Origin of the sequence: Mesobacillus jeotgali, assembly GCF_031759225.1 — a bacterium.
GTDB classification, from domain to species: Bacteria; Bacillota; Bacilli; order Bacillales; family Cytobacillaceae; genus Mesobacillus; species Mesobacillus jeotgali_B.
The window spans coordinates 4,229,797-4,251,696 of record NZ_CP134494.1 but is presented as its reverse complement, the minus strand read 5'-3'; the positions used below and the strand labels follow the sequence as shown (position 1 = coordinate 4,251,696).

At 37.2% G+C, this 21,900-nt stretch carries 19 protein-coding genes; 15 read left to right on the top strand and 4 right to left on the bottom strand.

Annotated elements, in window-relative coordinates; all coding sequences use genetic code 11:
- The first annotated feature begins 2 nt into the window (after positions 1 to 2).
- The 7 genes from RH061_RS21320 to RH061_RS21290 all read left to right on the top strand — a co-directional run bounded on the left by RH061_RS21320 (position 3) and on the right by RH061_RS21290 (position 7,350).
- On the top strand, positions 3 to 1,319 hold the full coding sequence (locus tag RH061_RS21320) for an O-antigen ligase family protein (protein WP_311072766.1): 1,317 nt from the start codon (positions 3 to 5) through the stop codon (positions 1,317 to 1,319).
- Complete coding sequence (gene pssD / locus RH061_RS21315; protein ID WP_311072765.1) at positions 1,316 to 1,765, top strand: PssD/Cps14F family polysaccharide biosynthesis glycosyltransferase; 450 nt, start codon at positions 1,316 to 1,318, stop codon at positions 1,763 to 1,765. Before RH061_RS21320 ends, pssD begins: the two co-directional genes overlap by 4 nt.
- Entirely contained in the window at positions 1,762 to 2,250 is a 489-nt protein-coding gene (locus tag RH061_RS21310) for a glycosyltransferase (protein ID WP_311072764.1), read from the top strand. Before pssD ends, RH061_RS21310 begins: the two co-directional genes overlap by 4 nt.
- Before the next feature lie 677 nt (positions 2,251 to 2,927).
- Positions 2,928 to 4,250, top strand: a complete 1,323-nt coding sequence (locus RH061_RS21305) for a UDP-glucose dehydrogenase family protein (protein ID WP_311072763.1) — start codon at positions 2,928 to 2,930, stop codon at positions 4,248 to 4,250.
- Positions 4,251 to 4,333: 83 nt separating this feature from the next.
- Positions 4,334 to 4,744 carry a hypothetical protein gene (locus RH061_RS21300; RefSeq protein ID WP_311072762.1) on the top strand — a complete coding sequence of 137 codons (411 nt, stop codon included), beginning with the start codon at positions 4,334 to 4,336 and terminating at the stop codon, positions 4,742 to 4,744.
- 11 nt (positions 4,745 to 4,755) lie between these two features.
- A complete protein-coding gene (gene galE, locus RH061_RS21295) occupies positions 4,756 to 5,721 on the top strand; it encodes a UDP-glucose 4-epimerase GalE (protein ID WP_311072761.1) in 966 nt (321 codons plus the stop codon).
- A gap of 783 nt (positions 5,722 to 6,504) precedes the next feature.
- Complete coding sequence (locus RH061_RS21290; protein ID WP_311072760.1) at positions 6,505 to 7,350, top strand: Nmad3 family putative nucleotide modification protein; 846 nt, start codon at positions 6,505 to 6,507, stop codon at positions 7,348 to 7,350.
- A gap of 147 nt (positions 7,351 to 7,497) precedes the next feature.
- Here RH061_RS21290 and RH061_RS21285 read toward each other — a convergent pair whose 3' ends face one another.
- Both RH061_RS21285 and RH061_RS21280 read right to left on the bottom strand, forming a co-directional pair.
- A complete protein-coding gene (locus tag RH061_RS21285) occupies positions 7,498 to 8,775 on the bottom strand; it encodes a PDDEXK-like family protein (RefSeq protein WP_311072759.1) in 1,278 nt (425 codons plus the stop codon).
- A complete protein-coding gene (locus RH061_RS21280; RefSeq protein ID WP_311072758.1) occupies positions 8,768 to 9,679 on the bottom strand; it encodes a hypothetical protein in 912 nt (303 codons plus the stop codon). Before RH061_RS21280 ends, RH061_RS21285 begins: the two co-directional genes overlap by 8 nt.
- Positions 9,680 to 9,844: 165 nt before the next feature.
- Between RH061_RS21280 and RH061_RS21275 the strand changes: the two genes are divergently transcribed.
- From RH061_RS21275 to RH061_RS21260, 4 genes are all read left to right on the top strand, one after another.
- On the top strand, positions 9,845 to 10,186 hold the full coding sequence (locus RH061_RS21275; RefSeq protein ID WP_311072757.1) for a cupin domain-containing protein: 342 nt from the start codon (positions 9,845 to 9,847) through the stop codon (positions 10,184 to 10,186).
- A 709-nt stretch (positions 10,187 to 10,895) separates the two neighbouring features.
- Positions 10,896 to 11,978, top strand: a complete 1,083-nt coding sequence (locus tag RH061_RS21270) for a Gfo/Idh/MocA family protein (RefSeq protein WP_311072756.1) — start codon at positions 10,896 to 10,898, stop codon at positions 11,976 to 11,978.
- Entirely contained in the window at positions 11,975 to 12,553 is a 579-nt protein-coding gene (locus RH061_RS21265) for an N-acetyltransferase (RefSeq protein WP_311072755.1), read from the top strand. Before RH061_RS21270 ends, RH061_RS21265 begins: the two co-directional genes overlap by 4 nt.
- A gap of 18 nt (positions 12,554 to 12,571) precedes the next feature.
- Complete coding sequence (locus RH061_RS21260) at positions 12,572 to 13,699, top strand: DegT/DnrJ/EryC1/StrS family aminotransferase (protein ID WP_311072754.1); 1,128 nt, start codon at positions 12,572 to 12,574, stop codon at positions 13,697 to 13,699.
- Positions 13,700 to 13,808: 109 nt separating this feature from the next.
- Here RH061_RS21260 and RH061_RS21255 read toward each other — a convergent pair whose 3' ends face one another.
- Both RH061_RS21255 and tagU read right to left on the bottom strand, forming a co-directional pair.
- The gene (locus RH061_RS21255; RefSeq protein WP_311072753.1) at positions 13,809 to 16,910 is read right to left on the bottom strand and encodes an Ig-like domain-containing protein; all 3,102 of its coding nucleotides are present in this window, start codon (positions 16,908 to 16,910) and stop codon (positions 13,809 to 13,811) included.
- Positions 16,911 to 17,126: 216 nt separating this feature from the next.
- On the bottom strand, positions 17,127 to 18,053 hold the full coding sequence (tagU, locus tag RH061_RS21250; RefSeq protein ID WP_311072752.1) for a polyisoprenyl-teichoic acid--peptidoglycan teichoic acid transferase TagU: 927 nt from the start codon (positions 18,051 to 18,053) through the stop codon (positions 17,127 to 17,129).
- 411 nt (positions 18,054 to 18,464) lie between these two features.
- On the opposite strand from tagU, the gene RH061_RS21245 reads away from it, so the two are divergent.
- The 4 genes from RH061_RS21245 (at position 18,465) to RH061_RS21230 (ending at position 21,899) form a co-directional block, all read left to right on the top strand.
- Positions 18,465 to 19,223, top strand: coding sequence for a glycosyltransferase family 2 protein (locus tag RH061_RS21245; RefSeq protein ID WP_311072751.1), 759 nt, complete (start codon positions 18,465 to 18,467; stop codon positions 19,221 to 19,223).
- An 11-nt stretch (positions 19,224 to 19,234) separates the two neighbouring features.
- On the top strand, positions 19,235 to 20,110 hold the full coding sequence (galU, locus tag RH061_RS21240; RefSeq protein WP_311072750.1) for a UTP--glucose-1-phosphate uridylyltransferase GalU: 876 nt from the start codon (positions 19,235 to 19,237) through the stop codon (positions 20,108 to 20,110).
- A gap of 78 nt (positions 20,111 to 20,188) precedes the next feature.
- Positions 20,189 to 21,190 (top strand): UDP-N-acetylglucosamine 4,6-dehydratase family protein, encoded by a 1,002-nt coding sequence (locus RH061_RS21235; RefSeq protein WP_311072749.1) that lies wholly within the window; start codon positions 20,189 to 20,191, stop codon positions 21,188 to 21,190.
- Between the two features lie 16 nt (positions 21,191 to 21,206).
- A complete protein-coding gene (locus tag RH061_RS21230) occupies positions 21,207 to 21,899 on the top strand; it encodes an acylneuraminate cytidylyltransferase family protein (RefSeq protein WP_311072748.1) in 693 nt (230 codons plus the stop codon).
- Position 21,900 lies beyond the last annotated feature (1 nt).

Genomic DNA, 21,900 nt, shown 5'->3' with positions numbered 1-21,900 from the left:
TTATGTATTCCCTTTCTAATAACTATAAACCAACCTTTCCAATGCAGTTGGTAACTATTGCTATTGTTTCCATTCCCATATGGTCTTTATTGGGAATAAAAGTATTTATATTCCATGCATTTGCTTTCTATTTTCTGGCTAGAACATTATTTTTATCAAAAGGGAAGAGTGAATTAAGAATTTCGTGGTCTATTATAATGCTCTTCTTTTTTATTGCTACTTATGGGGTATCGTTAATGATAAATTCAATTAACGAGCCTATACAACGAGTAGTAGGTTCATTTTATAATTTTAGTTTTTGGCTAATGGGCTTTTTTATTATTCTAGCAGTTTATAATAGTAATCTTGAAGTGAGTTATTTCCGAAAATTGTCAAAATCAATAAGGAACTTTGGTCTATTTAGCGGATATTTGGGACTTTTTCTAATTATATTATGGTATGCGATAGATCTTAAGGTATACTATATCAATTCATTATTTGGTCAATTTTTCTTGGCGAATGCTCCAAATATTATAAAATCTTCTTCATTAATAAATTTAATAAGAACTGATTATATGTTAGGGTCAACATTCCCGCGGTTGAGTTTATTTAACTTGTATCCAACAGCTTTAGGAATTACCACAAGTTTTATTTTATCCTTTACGTATTATTATCATAAAACTAATAAGAGGAAAAGATTATCAATAAAAATGATTTTTGAGTACGTCATTATATCAATACCATTGGTCTTTTCTTTATCTAGAACAGTAATTATCACAACTTTGATATGCCTATTCTTTTTTTATTTTTTATTTAGCAAAAAAAACAAAAAATTTTTATTAAAAATTGTTCTACTATGCATGGTTTTGCTTGTACCTGTTATACTTTTCAGTAAATTCGAGAATTTATTGAATCAAATTATTCAATCTAGAGAAGGTTCGAGTGATTTAAGAGGATATGTATACGAGAAAGCACTTTCATATTTCTATCAAAACCCTATAATTGGCACTGGAGTAAAATTTGAGGAGCCTGGTATACCAATACCAATTGGCTCACATTCAACTTTTATAGGTGTATTAATGAAAACTGGATCTTTAGGTTTTTTTACACTATTTGCTTTTTTATCGATCACTTTATTTATTTGGTATAAAAAAATTCATATATTTAAGAATGAAAATTTAATAATTTGGAAGGTTGTCGGATTTAATTTTATAAGCTTTACTCTTTGGATGGTTACGGAAGATATAGATGCACCTCAAATAGTAGCTTTTTTATACTTTTTTAATATTTCTTTAATATATAGCAATATATCAAAACACACAAAAGGAGAATTAGAATGAAGATAGCACTTGTTGGATCGAGTGGTGGTCATTTAGCTCAATTATTCTTAATAAAACAAATATGGGAAAAACATGAGAGATTTTGGGTAACTTTTGACAAGGCTGATAGTAGGTCACTATTAAAAGACGAAATAAAGTATTGGTGCTACTTTCCAACTAATAGAAACGCAAAAAATTTACTAAAGAATACATGGTTAGCATGGAGAATTCTAAAAAAAGAAAAACCGGACTTGATTGTCTCGACAGGTGCTGCATCTGCTATACCCTTTTTTTATATTGGTAAATTGCTAAAAATAAAAACAATATACATAGAAGTCTTTGATAGAATAGATAGTCCTACATTAACAGGAAAATTAGTTTACCCAGTTTCTGATCATTTTATTATTCAATGGGAAGAACAGCGTAAATTTTATCCTAAAGGCAAGTTTTTAGGAGGGATATTGTGATTTTTGTTACTGTTGGTACTCATGAACAACAACTAGATAGGTTAGTAAAAACTATAGATGAATTAAAGGGTAATAACATTATTAAGGACGAGGTTTTTATTCAGTCTGGATATTCTACTTATCCAATTAAAAATTGCCAGTATAAACCTATGTTAACATTTGAGGAAATGAAGGATTATAGCGAAAGTTGTAATTTGTTTATTACCCATGGCGGGCCTGGGAGCATAATAATGGGACTTTCTGCAGGGAAATTACCAATAGTGTTTCCTAGGAATCCTGAATATAACGAGCATGTTGATAATCATCAAATTCTTTTTACGAAAAGAATGAGCGAAAAAAAGAAGATTATTCCAGCATACTGTGAAACTGAATTAGAAAAGGTTATTGTTGACTTTAATGAGGTAAGCTCAACTTACTCACGGGGATGGATATCAAATACAGAAGAGTTTAATAATAAGTTAGAAAGATTAATAACTGAGAATTGATATTTTAATAAAAGCATAAACAAAGAATATAAGAGTATCATGAGTAATTGAAATCTAAGTTATGGAGAAAAGCCAGAACTGGAATATATTATGAACAAATTAGAATTTCTCATATACAAATAGAAATGTATTTTTTGACTAAATAGCCCTTAATCATTGATTTTTAGGGGCTTTTAGTGAATTTCAGAGTATAATTATAGAATAGTTTTTCAATGTGTATAAGCAATCCCATTAATATTTCTGTTTAGTCTGCTAACAACTACATATATAAGTTCCCCAATTGTAAAACAAAACATCCGCTAGTAAAATAGGACTTATCATCTCAATTTTATTTTCATTAATAGTAATGATTACTTTTTATATGAAATAAGAATTTTAACGGTCATAAGTGTTGTTCACACTCAAATACCTGAAAAAAATTGAATTATGTGAGACAATGAGCTGGAGTGTATTTCAGAAATATAACGTGGAGGAAACATCGATTGACTGGATTAAGGAATCTGTGTATGTGTACAGAAAAACATTCAGTAACCCACTCGACGAAATGGTGGGAATATTAACAGTATCCTCTATTCCTTTTTAGATAATATTTTATAATGTATTTTTTAGTCATAATTCATTAAAATATGAAGAGTGATGACGAAATATGCAATCTAATTTTGTATTGAAGGTGAATAATGATGAAAATAGCAGTTGCAGGAACGGGATATGTAGGTTTGGTTACAGGAGTCTGCCTGGCGGAAAATGGCCATTCTGTTACTTGTGTAGATATAGATGAAGACAAAGTGGCTCTTATGCGCGATGGAGTCTCCCCTATCTATGAACCAGGCCTTGAAGAGTTGATGAAGAAAAACATGGAGAAGCTTCATTTTACGACGGACTACCAGCAGGCTTATAAAGATGCCGATGTTATCTTTATTGGTGTTGGAACTCCTGAGAAAAAGGATGGTTCTGCTAATTTGTCCTATGTATATGGAGTGGCGGAACAAATTGCGGAAAGCATTGAAAAAGATTGTGTAGTGGTCGTGAAGTCAACTGTACCGATCGGCACAAATGATAAGATTGAAGAAATCATTAAAAGCAGCCTGAAGAATGATGTGAATGTCTATGTTGCTTCCAATCCTGAATTCTTGGCTCAGGGCTCAGCAGTCAAAGACACGCTGCATGCATCAAGGATCGTTGTAGGTGTTGAAGAAGAGTTTGCTGGTAAGGTATTAAGAGAAGTATATAAAGGCTTTGATGCTCCAATCATCGTAACAAACCGAAAGAGTGCCGAAATGATCAAGTATGCCTCAAATGACTTCCTGGCATTGAAAATTTCGTTTATCAATGAAATTGCCAACCTTTGTGAAATCATCGGAGCGGACATTGAAGATGTAGCACTTGGAATGGGATACGATACACGAATAGGAAATCGCTTCCTGAATGCAGGGATCGGTTATGGAGGCTCTTGTTTCCCGAAAGATACAAAAGCGCTTCACTGGCTGGCGAACTTTCATGATTATGAACTAAAGACAGTAAAGGCAGCGATTGATGTCAATGAAAATCAAAAGCTTAAGCTAATTAAAAAATCCCGTAAATACTTTGATAGCTTCAAGGATTTAAATGTTGCCGTTCTTGGTCTTACATTTAAACCAGGAACAGATGATTTAAGGGAAGCACCGACACTGGTGAACATTCCTCTTATGCTGGAAGATGGAGCAAATGTTAAAGCATGGGATCCGGTTGGTGCCAAAAACTTTAAGAAGCTTCATCCTGATGATGTGACCTACTGCGAAACCATCGAGGATACCATCAAGGATGCAGATGTATGCTTTATCTTTACCGAATGGGATGAAGTGAAAAACTTTGATTTAACCAAGTATGCTGAATTGATGAAGACGCCTATTGTGTTGGATGGCAGGAACTGCTACAGGCTTAAAGATGCTGCAAAGGCAAAGGTGATTTATGATTCTGTTGGCCGAGAATCGATTAATGCAGAAGAATATTCAAACTGCTGATTTAGGATAAATGAACCCCCTTCTTTAGAGAAGGGGGTTTTTAACATAGAAATTTTTAAGTCTGATTAGCAGAAGGAAAAACGGTGTATGAAGGCTTACTGGAGCTTTTCGATAAGTGCGTTTTTTATCAAGAGGACCTGGAATCTATTACCCTTAAAGGGAAGGATGGAGCAGAGAAAATCGTAAAGCTTATGAATTATTTCCGGGAAGAAACCTTAAAAGAGATGGCAGGAATTGAAGTAGTAACTGTTGAAGATTATTTAAAAGGTGAAAAGCTTGAAATGGGAACAATAAGCGAAATTGAACTGCCAAAATTCAACGTTCTTAAATATCATTTAGCTGACGGTTCCTGGTTTTGCCTGCGTCCATCAGGTACAGAACCTAAAGCTAAATTCTACTTTGGAGTGAAGGCTGAAACACTTCAAGCCAGTCAAAGTAAACTAGAAGGTTTGAAGAAAACGGTAATGTCGAAGGTGAAAGAAATTTTATCATAAGGAGAAAATATATGATTTTAGTTGTTGGCGGTGCTGGCTACATTGGGAGTCATCTAGTAAAAGAATTAGTAGAAAAACAAGAAGTAGTCGTCTTAGATAATTTATCGACTGGATTCAAGGATTCAGTTGATTCTCGTGCAGTCTTTATCCTGGGTGATCTTGGAGATGAAGAAGATTTAGAAGCGGTGTTTTCTGCGTACCCAATTAAAGCTGTCATGCATTTTGCTGCTAATAGCCTGGTTGGTGAGTCGGTGAAGGACCCGTTAAAATACTATCAAAATAATGTCGCTGCAACATTAACATTGTTAAAGGTAATGCTTAAGTATAATGTAAAGAACTTTATCTTTTCCTCAACTGCTGCCACATATGGCATTCCAAGCGTTGATATCATTGAGGAAAATACTCCGACAAATCCAATCAATCCTTATGGTGAGTCAAAATTAATGGTGGAACGCATTTTAGAGAATTTCTCTTCCGCTTATGGATTGAATTATGTTGTCTTAAGGTACTTCAATGCCGCTGGTGCACATGTATCAGGGAAAATCGGTGAAAAACATGATCCGGAAACTCACTTAATCCCTATCATCCTTCAACATTTGTTAGGGCAGAGGGACCAAATTTCTGTATTTGGTGATGATTACGATACCCCGGACGGAACTTGCATCCGCGATTATATCCACGTCACTGATTTGGCAGAGGCCCATATTCTTGCCCTTACATCATTGCTGGATGGCAAAAATAAAACAGCAACGTATAATCTCGGAAATGGTCAGGGCTATTCCGTTAAAGAAGTCATCGACATGTGCGAAAAGGTTACTGGTAAAAACGCGAATGTCGTCATTAGCGAAAGGCGTCCGGGTGATCCAGCAAGGTTGGTTGCCTCATCTGAAAGGATAAACAAAGAATTGGGATGGAAGGCCAGGCGGAACCTGAAAGAAATTATTAAGACCGCGTGGGAGTTCCATAAACATAACTAGACGTTAATTATGATTTAAATCAAAAAGCCCCAGATGTAAGTTTTCATCTGGGGCAAGTATATTATCTAATCAAATTTATAGCACTTTTAGAAGCAGTTTAATCCAACCAATTATAGAAATCCAAAGCGGTATACTTAGTGAGATCCCCCATGAAAAACCTAATGCAAAGTTTCCCTCACGGTTCATACAATCACTTCCTGACCGTTTTTTTAATTATTATTCCCCTTTTTTAAAAGAATAACCTTCAAAATAACTTCCTTTTTTATCCTCAAATATCTTGAATCTATGACAATAGTAGACAAAACACAGTGATATAAACTGTTAAATTCCCAGTTTTAATACTAAAAATGGAGGAGCTTGTCTTAAAATTATATGTTCTGGTTTACTCAATCATGAATCATTTTTTCTCGTAAACACTATTCGGATGATGTTAACTGGCTGTGTCGGTTGTATCCGAAAGGTAAGTGGTATTTCAGACTTGAAGATTTTAAATAAAGAGTTTTATCTTTCTTTTTAATTTATCTGGCTCCTTCATTTTCTTAGGTGGAGTATTTGATACTCCGTAAAATAGAATGTTTCTGCCCTATAAAAATATAGTCACCCTACTAACATAACCCAAAACTATTCTTAAGCGATGGATAGAAGTTTTATTACAGCGCTATAGGTGGTTACAAGAAGCTAGAACTTTTATGATCTGTCCTAATATTAAGGAAAGGATTATGACATTTTATACCGAATTAGTATCATTGAAAAAACAGATTCGAAGTAGATGGAGATGGTTTGGTGGTGAGAAAAGTGATACTAAGCAGGAAAGGGTTTGATAGTAGTTCTGGAGGGAAACCTAGCCCAATTCTTGGTGATAGGCTTATGTCATTACCGATTCCTCTTGCAGGATCCAATGATTTTTATAGGAATTTAACATTTTCCGAGACTGAAAGCTACTTGAAGATTATGCAGGACTTAGGAATCAAGGGGCATTTGGAAGGACATGTGGATCCGGATATTAGGCGGTCAATTATTGTTCATAGACCATCTGAATGGAGGGGGACATTTGGGCAGAGTGGGACTTCACAGGCAAACTTGAGAAATCAAAACGTAGGTAAAGGTGATATTTTTCTCTTCTTTGGATGGTTTAAAGAAGCCTGGCGAGTCAATGGATCCTGGGTATATAGACAAAATGCTCCAAATATCCATATGATTTATGGATATCTGGAAGTAGAAGAAGTGTATGATCTGAATAGCATCCATACGATCCCTTCCTGGGTGAAGTATCATCCTCATTATAGAGATAGGGCTGATTATGACCAAAAGAGGAATGCTATTTACACCGCAACTGGAAAATTTTCTACCTACAAGGATAAAGCTGGGTGGGGTGTTTTTGATTATGATGAATCGCTGGTACTTACAAAGAAAGGATCAAAAAAGAGGTCCTTATGGGAGCTGCCAGCATGTTTTAAAAGTGAACGAGGTAGCTTTAAATGTGGCTTTTCTCTATGGAATGAAACTAATAAAGGGACCTTAGAAGTCCAGCAAAGAGGAATGGGGGATCAGGAGCTATTTATCAGCGGTAATCCTGAAATTGTTAAGTGGGCAGAAAACCTAATTGCTTCATGTTCATCGGAAGAGTAGGTATTAGAACTTGGAATCATCAGTTCTATTATACAATTGAATATCATTGTCTCTCAGAATATAAAAGTATTCCCCTCAAAGTTAGGTTCTTCGTATATCTTTCTTGAAGGCCTGCTTAAAGGGGATTGGCATCAAAGTCTAGTCGTTTTATATCTTTTTTAAATTATTATAGCTTTCTCCGAATGTTGTTAATTCCTTCTGGAAAAGAGAAGGGTGAACCTGGCTTTTAAGAATGGTATCGAGAATATGGGGTACATCTGATTCTAAGTCTATGGCTTGTTGTTTGACTTTTTCCTGATAGTTGTTTAACTCCTGCTTTTTATTAATTAAATAGGCCAGTTTTTCTTTATGTTTCTCTGTGAATGCCCCCGTTAAGAATCGCAATGTAGGGTGTTTTTTTATAAGAGTATTAGCTTCTTGGAATTTGGATTCTTTAATTGTTTCTTTTTTAGGAAATGCTTGTAGTACTTTGCCAATCAGAATTCCTAAGTGATTAAATACCAAATCACGTTCCTTTTGTGTATAAAGCTGCTTAATGTATTTTGTCAGCTTTTTGCCGCTATAGCCTCCTGCCATACCAAGCATCATGGGCAAAACTACTGTACCTGCAGGGCCAAATAGAGGACCTAAAACTAAACCGATACCTTTTCCTGCCAGAGCACCAGCGCCTCTGGCAGCAGTTTCATTTGCAATATTTAGACCGGCTATTCGTGTACTGATTCCACCTCTGATTACCTTATAACCATTAGTAAGGCTAGAAATTCCCAGAGTAATCATTGGGATATCAAGTTCCGTAAATTCTGCTGCATGTTTAAGAGTCGATCGTGTAATTACTTCTACAGTTTGGTTGGAAACATCTGTCCCATAAACCAGAGGGTGATCAGCAAGTGATGGAATCAATTCGCGATTTACTAATACAGGTAAATCAGGGTAAGCCCGAAAATGTTCATAGACCCCTCCTGGTGTGCCAAGACATTTAACTTGAAATGGTTGTCCATCAACGATTAAATCAAAACCAGCTTGGTTAGAAGCTTCAGGGAAGCTGACGTCATGCCCTTTCCCTTGTAACTCTAAAGCTACTAATTGTTCTGCTGTATAACCTTTTAATCTAGTTAACTCCCCGGCGTTGTCAAAATCAAAACCTGCCGCAAATTGCTGGAAAGTAAAAAAACTGGCTAAATCCTCACTTCTTGCAAAATCAATAGCGTCCATTACAGCTGGGTTAATCATGAAATAATCATATAGAATATCCATAAAGGAGAAACCTGCGATAGTTGCAGAAGAGTTTATTCCTTGTGATCGAAACAGCTTGTCAACAACATTTAAGCCACCCCGTGGCTCACTTTCCAGTTGTACCTCTACAGCTTCCTCATATTTCCCATTCTCCCAAAAATGAACGAATAGTTCCCATTGAGATTTATTCATCCAAAAATGCTTCCCATTTAGCCTCGGCATGTTGGTCTCCCATAACCATGATTTGCATTAATACAACAGGAGCAATTGCTTTTTTCATTTTTACGTTCTGCCAATTGAGTAAGCCTCCACCTCCAATCAGAAGTACAGGTATAATGAACAGTGGGTTGGTCAAAACGGCAACGGCAGAAGTTAAAGTTACATACACGGCAAAGGGGAGAGTTATTCCTACCAGGCCGAATATTCCTGCCACTACAGAGGTTAAGGTAGTGTAAAAAGCAAATCCCGCTACTTGGACAATAACGGCAAAAACGGCTGCTGTCCCGTTTGTTGCAATTAACTGTTGCATTGTTTGACTGGTTATATGATTGATACCAAGTTTGTCTGCAACCTGTTTCTGTTGTTGTTCGGGAAGGTCCGTTAAAAAATCCTCTAAAGAATCGCCAACTTGTTTCATTTGCGCAGCTGTCATTTGCTTTCCGCTAATAGAATCAATTAGGCTATACATTTGAAATGTAATGATTTTTTCTAATTTGGTTTTTTCTGTATGGGCATGCAAAAAAACTGCGAATTTTTTATTGTTTTGCACCATTTGCGAATACATTGCTTGGATAATTCTATCGCATTGCTCTGCAGCATCCTGTCTGGTTTTTAGTCTTCGGTCAGGAATCCCGTAGATATTTGAAAGCTCAAGAATGAGATTACGCCTAACATGGTTAACAGGAGTATAGCGATATTTATCTGCCTCCTTCTTTACCATTTCCATAATCTCAGACTTGCTGCTTCCACTTATTTTTTCTTTTGCGAATGGAAGGAGCATCTTCATGATATTTGAATCATGCAGCAAAGCAAAGTTGAATTTTAACGCTTCACTTTGCATAACTAATAAGGATTCTGCCATCGAATAACCATTCATTATGAACACCACTCTCGTTGTGAAATTTTTGGCTTGATAGTAATGGAATCAACTACTATATATGAAATATCGACATGGATATGAAATATTTTACAGGTTGATGTTTTCCTCTTTATGGAAAAAGAAATGTTACTAATTAAACATAATTAGAGGTGTTAGAAACGAATGAAGAAGAGTAAGTTCAATGCAAAACATTATATATGGGGTGATCATTGTGATGGCTGGTACCTAGTTGAAACGAATGATTTAAGCATCATTCAAGAACGAATGCCACCTAATACTTCTGAAGTAAGGCATTTTCATCAGTCTTCACGTCAGTTCTTCTTTATCCTTTCTGGTGTTGCAACAATAGAAGTGAATGGTGGTCGTGTGCTGCTGCATCCCATGGAAGGCATTCAGATTCCACCTCTTGCTCCTCATCAAATTTTTAATGAAACGGAGCATGATTTAGAATTTAACGTTACCTCTCAACCCAATAGCAAAGGTGATAGGATTTTGGAAAAGTGATACGAAAATTATATAAAATAAAAAATCTCCCTGCTTCATACAAGGAGATAGTTAGTAAACTCGCAAAAACCATCTCGGTTAAGAACCACAAATGGTAGAGCCGATTGTTCTGTTTAGCAAGTTAACAATTGAAAAACTGCTAGATAGGTTTTTAAGGATCTCAAAAAAGAAGCCTTCAGTATCAGCCTATCGAGCAGAGCAAAGACGATGTTAATAAATATGTATAATAAACTGAACGCCAAATACATTCCTTTGAAGCTAAAAAGTATCAAGAAGAAGAAAGGCACGGATATGACTAATGCATGACGGTAAATATAATAATTGTAGCAAGGTCTTTGCTGGGTAATACTGCAGAAAAATAAATGAGTACAACCGCTATAATACTGAAAAGTTTTACTGCATCAATTCTGTAGTTATATGTAGGCAGAATTTCCTCCAGGCTGTAAGTAACTGAATATTAAACTATTTCAAGGCCTACTTTGTGTCAATGATTTTAGAAGTGAGGGCATTTAAGACTTACTAATCATGATCGGTGATTCGCGATATTGTTTACATGCTGGTGCGTAACATTATATAATTAATATTCGATAGCGATATAAATGTTATCAGACGATAATATCAAGCAATGAAGTATTGTGGTGCAAATCCATTAAAAACCGAAGGAATTGAAAAATAAAACGTTCATTTTACCAATATAGGAGGATTTGATATGAGCTTGAAATTTGCATTGATTGGTTGTGGGAGAATTTCTCCCAATCATATCGCAGCTGCTTTAGAAAATAATCTGGAAATCGTAGGATTGTGTGACATAGTAAAAGAGAATATAGAGGATAAAATAAACAAATTCAACCTTCCATCATCTACACCTCAGTATACAGACTATCATGAGCTCTTGAAGAATGAGCAGCCGGATTTGATTGCGATCTGTACTGAGAGCGGAAATCATGGCCAAATTGCATTGGATTGCATTGAAGCGGGAAGCCATTTGATTATTGAGAAACCAATTGCTTTATCACTTAAAGAAGCGGATCAGATTATTGAGCGGGCTAAAGAAAAAAATGTGAAAGTTAGCGCTTGTCATCAAAATCGATTCAATAAATCTATTCAAAAAATTAGAGAAGCTGTCGAAGAAGACCGTTTTGGAAGATTGCTTCACGGAGCTGCCCATATCCGTTGGAACAGGGGAGAAGACTACTACAAGCAAGCCCCTTGGCGTGGAACCTGGGAACAAGACGGCGGAGCGCTCATGAATCAGTGTATTCATAACATTGATTTGCTGAGATGGATGATGGGAAATGAAATAACTGAAGTAGTTGGCATGACTGACAACTTAAAGCATGAGAATATTGAAGCAGAAGACTTAGGGATTGCTTTGATTAAATTTGCGAATGGGAGTTACGGGATTGTTGAAGGAACAACCAATATTTATCCTACCAATCTTGAAGAAACCCTCTATATTTTTGGGGAAAAAGGAACAATCAAGGCAGGGGGTAAGTCAGTCAATCTTATTGAGGAATGGCAGTTTGCTGATCATTTGGACAACCCGGAAGAGGTGAAAGAAAAATATCAGGAAAACCCTCCGAATGTATACGGTTTCGGACATAATCCTCTTTATGCTGACGTAGTTGATGCAATCCAGAATGACAGAGAACCTTATGTAACAGCGGAAGACGGAAAAAGGGCTTTAGAACTTGTTCTAGCGATTTATAAATCTGCCGCAGAAGGTAAAAGTGTCAAGTTCCCTCTTGAAAATTGCAGTACCATGGATTTCAAAGGAAGGTTTAACAGATGACCCATTTTGTTCATCCAAGCAGCTATATCGATGAAAACGTAAAAGTCGGTAACGGAACTAAAGTGTGGCATTTCTGTCATATCCACACAGGAGCAGAGATCGGGGAAAACTGCTCATTGGGTCAGAATGTCAATGTTTCAAATAATGTCAAGATCGGCAATGGCGTAAAAATTCAAAATAACGTGTCTGTCTATGAGGGTGTTGAATTAGAAGATTACGTTTTTTGCGGGCCTTCCATGGTCTTTACAAATGATCTAACACCGCGCAGTAAATATCCAAAAGGACCTGCGGGCTATAAAAGGACACTTGTTAAATATGGTGCTTCAATAGGGGCAAATGCCACAATTGTCTGTGGCAACACAATAGGACGATGGGCGATGATTGCTTCAGGAGCTGTAGTTACCAAGGATGTGGCGGATTATGCTTTAATGGCAGGCATCCCAGCTAAACAAATAGGCTGGGCCTGTGAATGCGGCGAAATCTTAAAAGATAAGCTGGAGTGCAACGAGTGTGGTAGAGAGTACCTTCTGCTTGATGGTGTTTTAAAAGAGAAGTCAAATGCAAAAAACATTTAAGTGACAGGGACTGATTTTATGGAATTTCGAGATTTAAAAGCCCAGTATGAAAAATATAAGCCGGAAATTGATTCAGCCATTTTCAATGTTATTTCTAATGCAAATTTCATTGGCGGTAAAGAGGTAAATCAGCTGGAAGAACAGTTAGCAGATTTTGTCGGTGTGAATCACTGCATAACTTGTGCCAATGGTACAGAGGCCATGACTTTATTGATGATGGCATGGGATATTAAAGGAGGGGACGCAGTTTATGTTCCTGATTTCACCTTCTTTTCTACTGGAGAAGTTGTATCCTTTAGAGGGGCGACTCCTGTCTTTGTGGATGTCGACAGAGAAACCTTCAATATCGATCCATTAAAATTAGAGAAAGCGATTATCAAAACGATTGAAGAAGGAAAATTAACTCCAAAAGTAATTATTCCTGTTGACCTTTTCGGTCTTCCGGCAAATTTCAGCCAGATCGAGAAAATTGCTGAGAAATATAATCTGAAAATATTAGAAGATGGCGCCCAGGGTTTTGGCGGGAATATCAATGGTAAAAGAGCATGCAGTTTTGGGGATGCTGCCACGACCTCGTTCTTCCCGGCTAAGCCTCTGGGATGTTACGGAGATGGCGGAGCAATTTTCACCAATGACGATGAGTTAGCCGGATTGCTAAAATCCTTGAAAATTCATGGCAAAGGTGAAGATAAATACGACAATGTAAGGATTGGGATAAACTCCAGGCTTGATACAATCCAAGCTGCTATATTGAAAGTGAAACTTGAAGCCTTTATTAATCATGAGCTAGAAGGTGTAAACAGGGTATATCGTCTTTATAATGAAAAGCTGTCCGGACTTGTTGAAGTGCCAGTGATCCCAGAAGGATATTATTCAAGTTTTGCCCAATACACCATCAAGCTGAAAAATAAGGAGCAGCGTGATGGATTGCAAGCCCACCTTAAAGAGCAGGGCATTCCTAGCATGATTTATTATGTTAAACCGATGCACAGACAGGGTGCTTTCTCATATTTGCCTTTTGAGGACAAGGACTTTGAAGTAACCAATGAATTATGTGATATCGTTCTTTCCCTTCCTATGCATCCTTATATTACCGACGAGGAAATCCAAGCTGTTTGCGAAGCCATTGAGGGATATTTAAAATGATAAAAATGGAGAGGGAGCGATAAGATCGCTCCCTCTCCATTTTGTATGAGCAAACCCTGGATTTGTAAATAAGAAGGGCAGGAAACAACTGGTTTTCTGACCTTCTTATTTATCTTTTAACAACAATCTTAGTTCCCTTACTTACATTCCCGGAAGGGTCTTTTGCATAAGCATATAAAATCTTGCCTGCTTTCTGTTTAGCTATTTTGATTTTGTATATTCCTGTTCTGCTTGCCTTTGCAGAACCAATCACTTTATTGCCTGATTTAATGAAAATAGTTGCGTAAAGTTCAGTCTTACCGCTAACACTCGTTGAGCGGTAAGTAACTTTATTGACAATTGGATTTTTAGGAGCCGTTTTGTCTTTCACCTTGATATACGCAGGCTTACTTACGTTGCCCGACTTATCCCTGGCACTTACAGTTAATGCAGTACCCGCTTTAAGTGATTTTTTAAACTTTAACGTAAACTTTCCATATTTGTCGGCATTGGCATATCCTAATATATTTTTTCCGGATTTGACAATGATTTTTGAATACGCTTCTGCTTTCCCAGTTATCTTTTTGTCAAAATCCCTTAACTCATTAACTTTTGCCATCGCTGGAGGAGTTTTATCCTTTACTGTTACCTGGATGGGCTTGCTTACGTTACCTGCTTTATCTGCAGCTGTAACTGATAGGATGGTTCCGGCTTTTTGCGCTGCTCTTAATGTGACTGAGAAGTTTCCATATTTACTGGTAATGGCGTATCCTAAAACTTTTTTACCTGATTTGATCGTAATTTTTGAACTAGGTTCTGCCTTGCCAATGATCTTCTTATCATAATCCCTTACTTCATTTACTATTGTATTGACTGGTGCTGTTTTATCTAACACTGTAACGATTGTTGTCCCACTGATATTTCCGGCTTTATCAGCAGCGGTTACAGAGAGTTTAGTCCCGGCTTTTTGCGCTGACTTTAATGTTACAGAATAGTTTCCGTATTGATCTACAGTGGCATTGCCAATAACAACACTTCCGCTTTTTACTGCTATTCTTGAACCGGCCTCTGATTTCCCGTTGATTTTCTTATCATAATCCCTCACTTGGTTGACGATAGGGGCGGCTGGAGCTGTTTTATCCAATACGGTTACTTGTGTTGCTTCACTTATATTGCCTGCTTTATCAACAGAACGGATAGTTAGAATCGTACCTGCTTTCTGGGCAGCCGTTAAACTGGCTGTAAAACTTCCGTCTGTGTTATTTGCAAAAGTATGGCTAACTAGAGAGCTGCCGTTGTATACATGGACGGCAGATCCTGGTTCAGCAGTTCCTTTAACAGCAAGATCCTTATCACTTACCGGATATACGACAGGCACAGCAGGAGGAGTGAGGTCCGTTTCGCCAGTTTCATTTAGGTCGATGAACAAATATGATATATCCGATTCTTTGTCGACAGGGATTGTTAGTTCGTCCTGTGATGAAACGGGTTTAACTACTGCTCCCCCGCCCCGAAGGTTTTTGGATGTGCCGCTGTATAACTTTGGTTTCAGCTGGTTAAATTCAGTAATTCCTTTGAAGCCATGAAGCCCTGAACTTTTTTTTAGCAATAAAGCAGTCCGGAAATTTGTCATGAACTTGCCGAAGGACATAGTTGGGTCAATGTATTTTTTAATCACATTTTCAACTGCCAGATAGTCATTATTCTTGTCTGTTAAAATCTCATTAAAAACTGGATCCCCAATATTCGATTGGATTTTAACATATTGTCCGAACAGATAGGATAAAGCATAGTTTGCCAGGACATCACCATCGTAGTCCCAGTATAATAAAGAATGTCCATTGGCGATTGAGCTTGAATAATTATAGTAATCAATCCGGTCTGATAGAACCCTGCCGGAGTATACCTGTTCTGCAGCCATTGCCAAAGCTTCATCCAGCCAAACGTCCATTTGTTTTTCGCTGCCTTCTATGAATACAGTTTGGTTAAAGTTGACCATGTGCTGAAACTCATGGGCCAGAGTTGTAAATGACTTTGTTACATCTCTTTGGAAATCAGCATCCATCGCAGGGTAGGTATCGATATAGAAAATTTCTGTTTTGTTCGAATATGGAATATCGAATAGGTCCCCTGGATTGAAATACCCCCCTATATATGCTCCTGAATCCTGGTATCCGTCCTGGATATCATAGGTTAGGATATTGATTTTACCATTGCTGTCTACATCTGATTCCGCTGCGAAATTATCCGTGACGGCAGGGTGGATTTTTTGGTCAAATTCCCTTCCGATACTTTCAGCCTCTTGGGAAGTAATCTGATTTTTGTTAACCCAGACATTTGTTTTTGCACCTGAATACATAAGAGTCGCGTTAAGTTGATAATCAGCACCTGTCTCAAAATTGTACACCCAAAAATCTTTGGTTTGTCCAATCTGATAGGTGGACAATTTAGAAAAGGCATTCACTTTTTTATCTTTGTTCATGCTTAAATCAAAGGGCTTTTTTGCATCAACCTTATATGCCTCTTCGCTTAAATTTCTATCAAAGGAAAATTTAAAATTATTCATCTTAAATTGCCCGGTGTATTGTGTCAGATCTCCATCGACCGATTCATTGCTTACCAGCACGAATTTATTTGGATCATCCATACTAGGCTTGTAAAAGGGATTTGCGACTTTAAACAGTAATGTATCTGAGTAATAAGGGTCATCGTAATCAGCAGAGACTCCCAATCTCATAAAAATATATTGCTGGTCTGCAAAAAAATCTTTATTTAGTATTGAAGATAAATGTAAGCCCGTTTCTCCGTATGTATCAAAGTCAACTGCTCCTAAAATGGAAAGGATATTTTCAGTTTGAGTAAAAAATTCAATGGTAAGGAGAGCGTCTTTATATACGGGCTCATCAGATTCATAGGTTAATTGAATCTCCATTTTGCCAGGATCCGTATTCTCAGCAGTTGTCAAATAAGTAATTCTGTGCTCCGCGTTAAATTGATCTTTCAATGTTCCGGCATGGCTTCCTTCGGATACCAGCGGGTAATCAGCGGGATCATAAGAAAATGATTGGCCTTGTCCTTCTTCGAGTTTAGGTGTATTTTCGGCTCTCAATGTATCAACTAATTTCGTTGTATCATTGCTTTGAGATTGTCCTTCCCCGTAAGCGGCAGTTACAGGGAGGAAAAATAGCAATAATGCAATTGTTGTACTCAGCACTCTGTTGTTCTTTTTCATTCATTCCACTCTTCCCTCTAAAAATTAATTTCTATGCATATTATAAGGGTTAATGGTGCAAGTTTATGTCGAATTTTGGAATATTGATAGGTATAAATAACTTATTTATTTGAGGGGAAACATTATTAAAAAAATGGAATAAACAATGCGAAAACTGCCTTAATAAAAACACCCCATACCCGGTTTCTGGGTATGAGGTGTATAAAAAGTTTTCCGTTAATTTAATTCAAGATGTGATTTAAGATCCTGCTGCAATTGCTGCTTTTCATCTTCGGGTACTATGAAATAATAAACTTTATTAATCTTAGTTCCGCTTCCTTTTATCTCCGTTTGAGTAATATCCTTTGCGGCATCTTTATAATTCTTTTGGATATCAACCATTTCATCGAACGTAAGGTTAGTTTTAATATTTTTCCCTAATGCACCAAAAATTTCATCAAACTTCGTAAGAGAAGAGAAACTGGCTCCCTTGTTGATTACTCCTTGAATAATTTGTCGCTGCCTTGATTGGCGTCCGAAGTCGCCGCGCGGATCTTCATACCTCATGCGTGTATATTTAAGCGCCTTTTCACCGCTCAAATGGAGCTCGCCTTTAGGAAAGTGGACACCCTCGTATGTGAAATCAAGTGTATTATTAACGGTTACCCCGCCAACGGCATCCACGATATCTTGAAAGCTTTCCATATTTATTTGCAGATAATAATCAATCGGTATGTCCAGGAAGTTTTCGACAGTATCCATAGCCATCTCAACACCGCCAAAAGCGTAGGCGTGATTTACTTTATCATCAAAGCCTTTACCAATAATCTCTGTCCTTGTATCTCGTGGGATACTTAGCATTTTAGTGGTTTTCGTATTCGGGTTCACTGTAAGAACTATTAAACTATCAGATCGGCCTCTATCACCCTCACGCTCATCCACACCCATCATCAGCACAGAAAAAGGCTCTTTATCTTCTAGAGTGACAGGTTTTTCTCTTTTCTCTGACTTTTTGCGATCAATAGGCTGATGCATAGTATCTATTGCATTCGTTAATGAATTATAGACAGTAAAAGCATATACGCCTAAACCAATGACTAATAATAAAACAATGAAACCGAGAACCCTGAGCCACTTTCTCTTTTTCTTTTTTTCTGATCTCATTTTGTTACCCCCAAATTCTTCAAAAACATTCTGCTCTCTATCATATCAAAAATAAATAAGTAAAAAAATGTTTATTTTTGTTTGAAGTGTGAACTATTTAAAGAGCAGGAGAGGAAGCGGGTTGTAAATAGAATGGAGCAGTTATACTATGGGTGTTACAACCACATCGGCAAACTGAAAAATTGCAATATTAATTTAAAGAGATAGTAAGAAGATATTCATTGTATTACAGTGTCTAAAGAGTAAAATTACATTTAGTGGTCTTTTTGTACCAGATGTTGAAGTTGTTTTATTATGAAATTTATTGCTGCTCGAGCTTTGTCGTATAATGTTTTTATATCAATGGTTAGTTTGATATAATATTTGATGTTATTAATTAGAGCCACAAACACAGGAGATTCAGGTGAAAATATGAATGAGCAACCTTTAGTATCAATTATTACACCAAGTTATAATGCAGAAAATTATATTGAGGAAACAATTAAGACAGTGTTAAATCAATCGTATACAAATTGGGAAATGATTATTTGCGATGATTGTTCCCGGGATCGTACGGTTGAAATTGTTGAACAATATGCTAAACAGGATCCAAGGGTTAAATTAATAAAGCTAACAGAAAATAGTGGGGCAGCTGTAACGAGGAATACGGCGATAAATAATTCGTCTGGAAGGTTTATTGCGTTTTTGGACGCTGATGATCAATGGGTGCCCGATAAACTAACCCGGCAAATTTCATTTATGCTTGAGAAAGACGTGGGATTTTCCTTTACGGGTTATGAAGTGATGGATGATTTGGGAAAATCAACCGAGAAGGTTGTACAGGTTCCTGAGAAAGTCAACTATCAATATCTGTTGAAGAACACGATTATTGGGTGTCTTACCGTTGTATTAGATAGAGAAAAAGTTGGCGAAGTTCAAATGCCTTTATATAGGACAAGACAGGATTTCGCTTTATGGTTATCTATTTTAAAAAAGGGACACATAGCATATGGGTTGAATGAAGTCTTGGCCAGATACCGTAAAACAGCAGGATCCATTTCGAGGAATAAAGTGAAAGCAGCAAAGCAAAATTGGATTATTTACAGAAAGCATGAGAAGTTAAGCTTATTGCCTGCTTTATGGTATTTTGTGAATTACGCATGGAACGGTTATATGAAAAATAGAGATTGAGGTGCGATGAGATGAAAGTGAAAAAAGCGATTATCCCGGCAGCAGGACTGGGTACAAGATTCCTTCCTGCCACAAAGGCTCAGCCAAAAGAGATGCTGCCTATTGTTGACAAGCCCACAATCCAATATATTGTCGAGGAAGCAGTCCATTCAGGTATTGAAGATATAATGGTCGTGACCGGGAGAGGAAAAAGGGCAATTGAAGATCACTTTGACAAATCATATGAGCTTGAAGAAACATTGGCTCAAAAGGAAAAATTTGATCTACTTGAAATGGTTCAGGGCATCTCTAACCTTGTTAATATCCATTATGTCCGCCAAAAGGAACCGAAGGGGCTTGGGCATGCGATTTACTCTGCTCGAAGGTTTATTGGCAATGAACCTTTTGCTGTCCTGCTGGGTGATGACATAGTTGAATCGCAAACACCCTGTTTAAAGCAGTTATTGGATGCTTATGAGGAATATGAAAAAACCATCATTGGGGTTCAAGAAGTCAAGTGGGAAGATACAGATAAATATGGAATTGTGGCTCCTGAAAATACTGCCGGCCCTTCAAAGATCATTGAAGTTGAATCACTTGTGGAAAAGCCTAAAACCAGTGAAGCTCCTTCCAATCTTGCCGTTATGGGAAGATATGTTTTATCCCCTGCTGTATTTGATATATTGGAAACCCTGCCTCCGGGCAAAGGCAATGAAATTCAATTGACAGACGCATTGGAAATCTTAAATACACAAGAAGGTGTCCTTGCCTATTCATTTGACGGAATACGTTATGATGTTGGTGATAAACTAGGTTTTATCAAAGCCACAGTGGATTTTAGCCTGAAGCGTGAGGATTTAAAAGATGACGTAAAACAATTTATTAAGGAATTAGCAGAAAGCTTATAAAACAAATTCTTCTAAAGCTTAACTTTGAATCTGCCGATAAGAATAAATGTGAAAAAATAAAATGAATCAGGTGATGTAATGTTCAAAGATAAAACGATTATGGTCACTGGCGGTACCGGGTCTATCGGAAGCGAAATAGTCCGCCAGCTGCTAAGTTATAATCCAAAGGCTATTCGTATATTCAGCAGGGATGAATCTAAGCAATTTAATATGGAACAGGAACTTAATGAGTATTCCCAAATCCGCTATTTGATTGGTGACATCCGGGATAAAGAGCGGCTTGAATATGCTGCTCAGGGAGTTGATGTTATTTTTCATGCTGCTGCATTAAAGCATGTCCCTTCCTGTGAATATAATCCATTTGAAGCGGTAAAAACAAATGTATTAGGGACCCAGAATGTGATAGAAGTAGCGATCAATAATAATGTGGAAAAAATGGTTTCCATCAGTACAGATAAAGTTGTTAATCCCATGAATACGATGGGTGCAACTAAACTGCTATCAGAGAAACTTATTTCTGCCGCAGGTTATTATAAAGGAAATGCGAGAACAGTTTTCTCTTGTGTTCGTTTTGGCAATGTGATGGGTTCTAGAGGCTCCGTCATCCCCCTTTTCAAAGACCAGATTATGAACGGTAAGCCAATTACACTCACCCACAGGGAAATGACAAGATTTATGATGTCGATTCCGCAGGCTGCCAAACTCGTTGTGAGTGCTGGAGAGCTTTCAAGCGGAGGAGAAACATATGTATTGAAAATGCCTGTTTTGTATATTAAAGATTTGGCAGAGGTCCTGATGGATGATTATCAAGAAAAGTATGGAACCTCTAGCAGTGAGATTGTTGAAGTGGGAATCCGTCCTGGTGAAAAGATATACGAAGAACTTATGACTGCAGAAGAGTCGGAAAGAGCATTTGAAAATGAAAAGATGTATGCCATTTACTCTAACTTTGCGAAAAACTACGAACCGCCTCAAGGTTTTAGAAAAAGCGAACCCAAAGCCTATTCATCTCATAATGCACCAGTCCTGACGAAAACTGAAATTCGTGAGCTTTTGGACAGGGAGAGCCTTTTATTTTAGAAAGGAGAGGTGAAAGGTGAAGACAGTTGCCATCATACCGGCAAGAGGGGGGTCCAAAGGGTTAAAAAGGAAAAATATCCTGCCTTTGTTGAACATTCCTCTTATTGCTTATTCAATAAAAAGTGGAGTTAATAGCAGGAACATTGACATGGTAATGGTTTCAACAGAAGATGAAGAAATTGCAAGAGTTTCAAAGGAGGCAGGGGCAGAGGTCCCTTTCATGAGACCTTTTGAATTGGCCGCTGATGATACTCCTACCTTGGATGTTCTTAAATTTACAATTGAAAAGCTTGAAGAGCATTCACGTGTAAAAATCGACAATATCGTCTTGTTGCAGCCAACATCACCTTTGCGTAATCATCTGCATATCGATGAGGCCTTTAAGATATTTCTAAATAATGGGCGTAAACCGGTTGTCAGTGTAACAGAGGCAAAAACACATCCAAACATGGTGAAGAAAATTGACAATAACCAATTGGTCAATTTTCTTGAAACTTCAGATACTGTAACCCGCAGACAGGACTTAACCAAAGTATACGAGCTGAACGGTGCTATATATATAACAACCAGGGAAAAAATCATGGATGAAAATCGTATTTACGGAGACGAGGTCTATCCCTATCAGATGGAAAAACAGTATTCTGTAGATATTGACGATCGATTTGATTTTTTACTAGCTGAATTGCTGATGAAAGAAATGAGGATGTAAT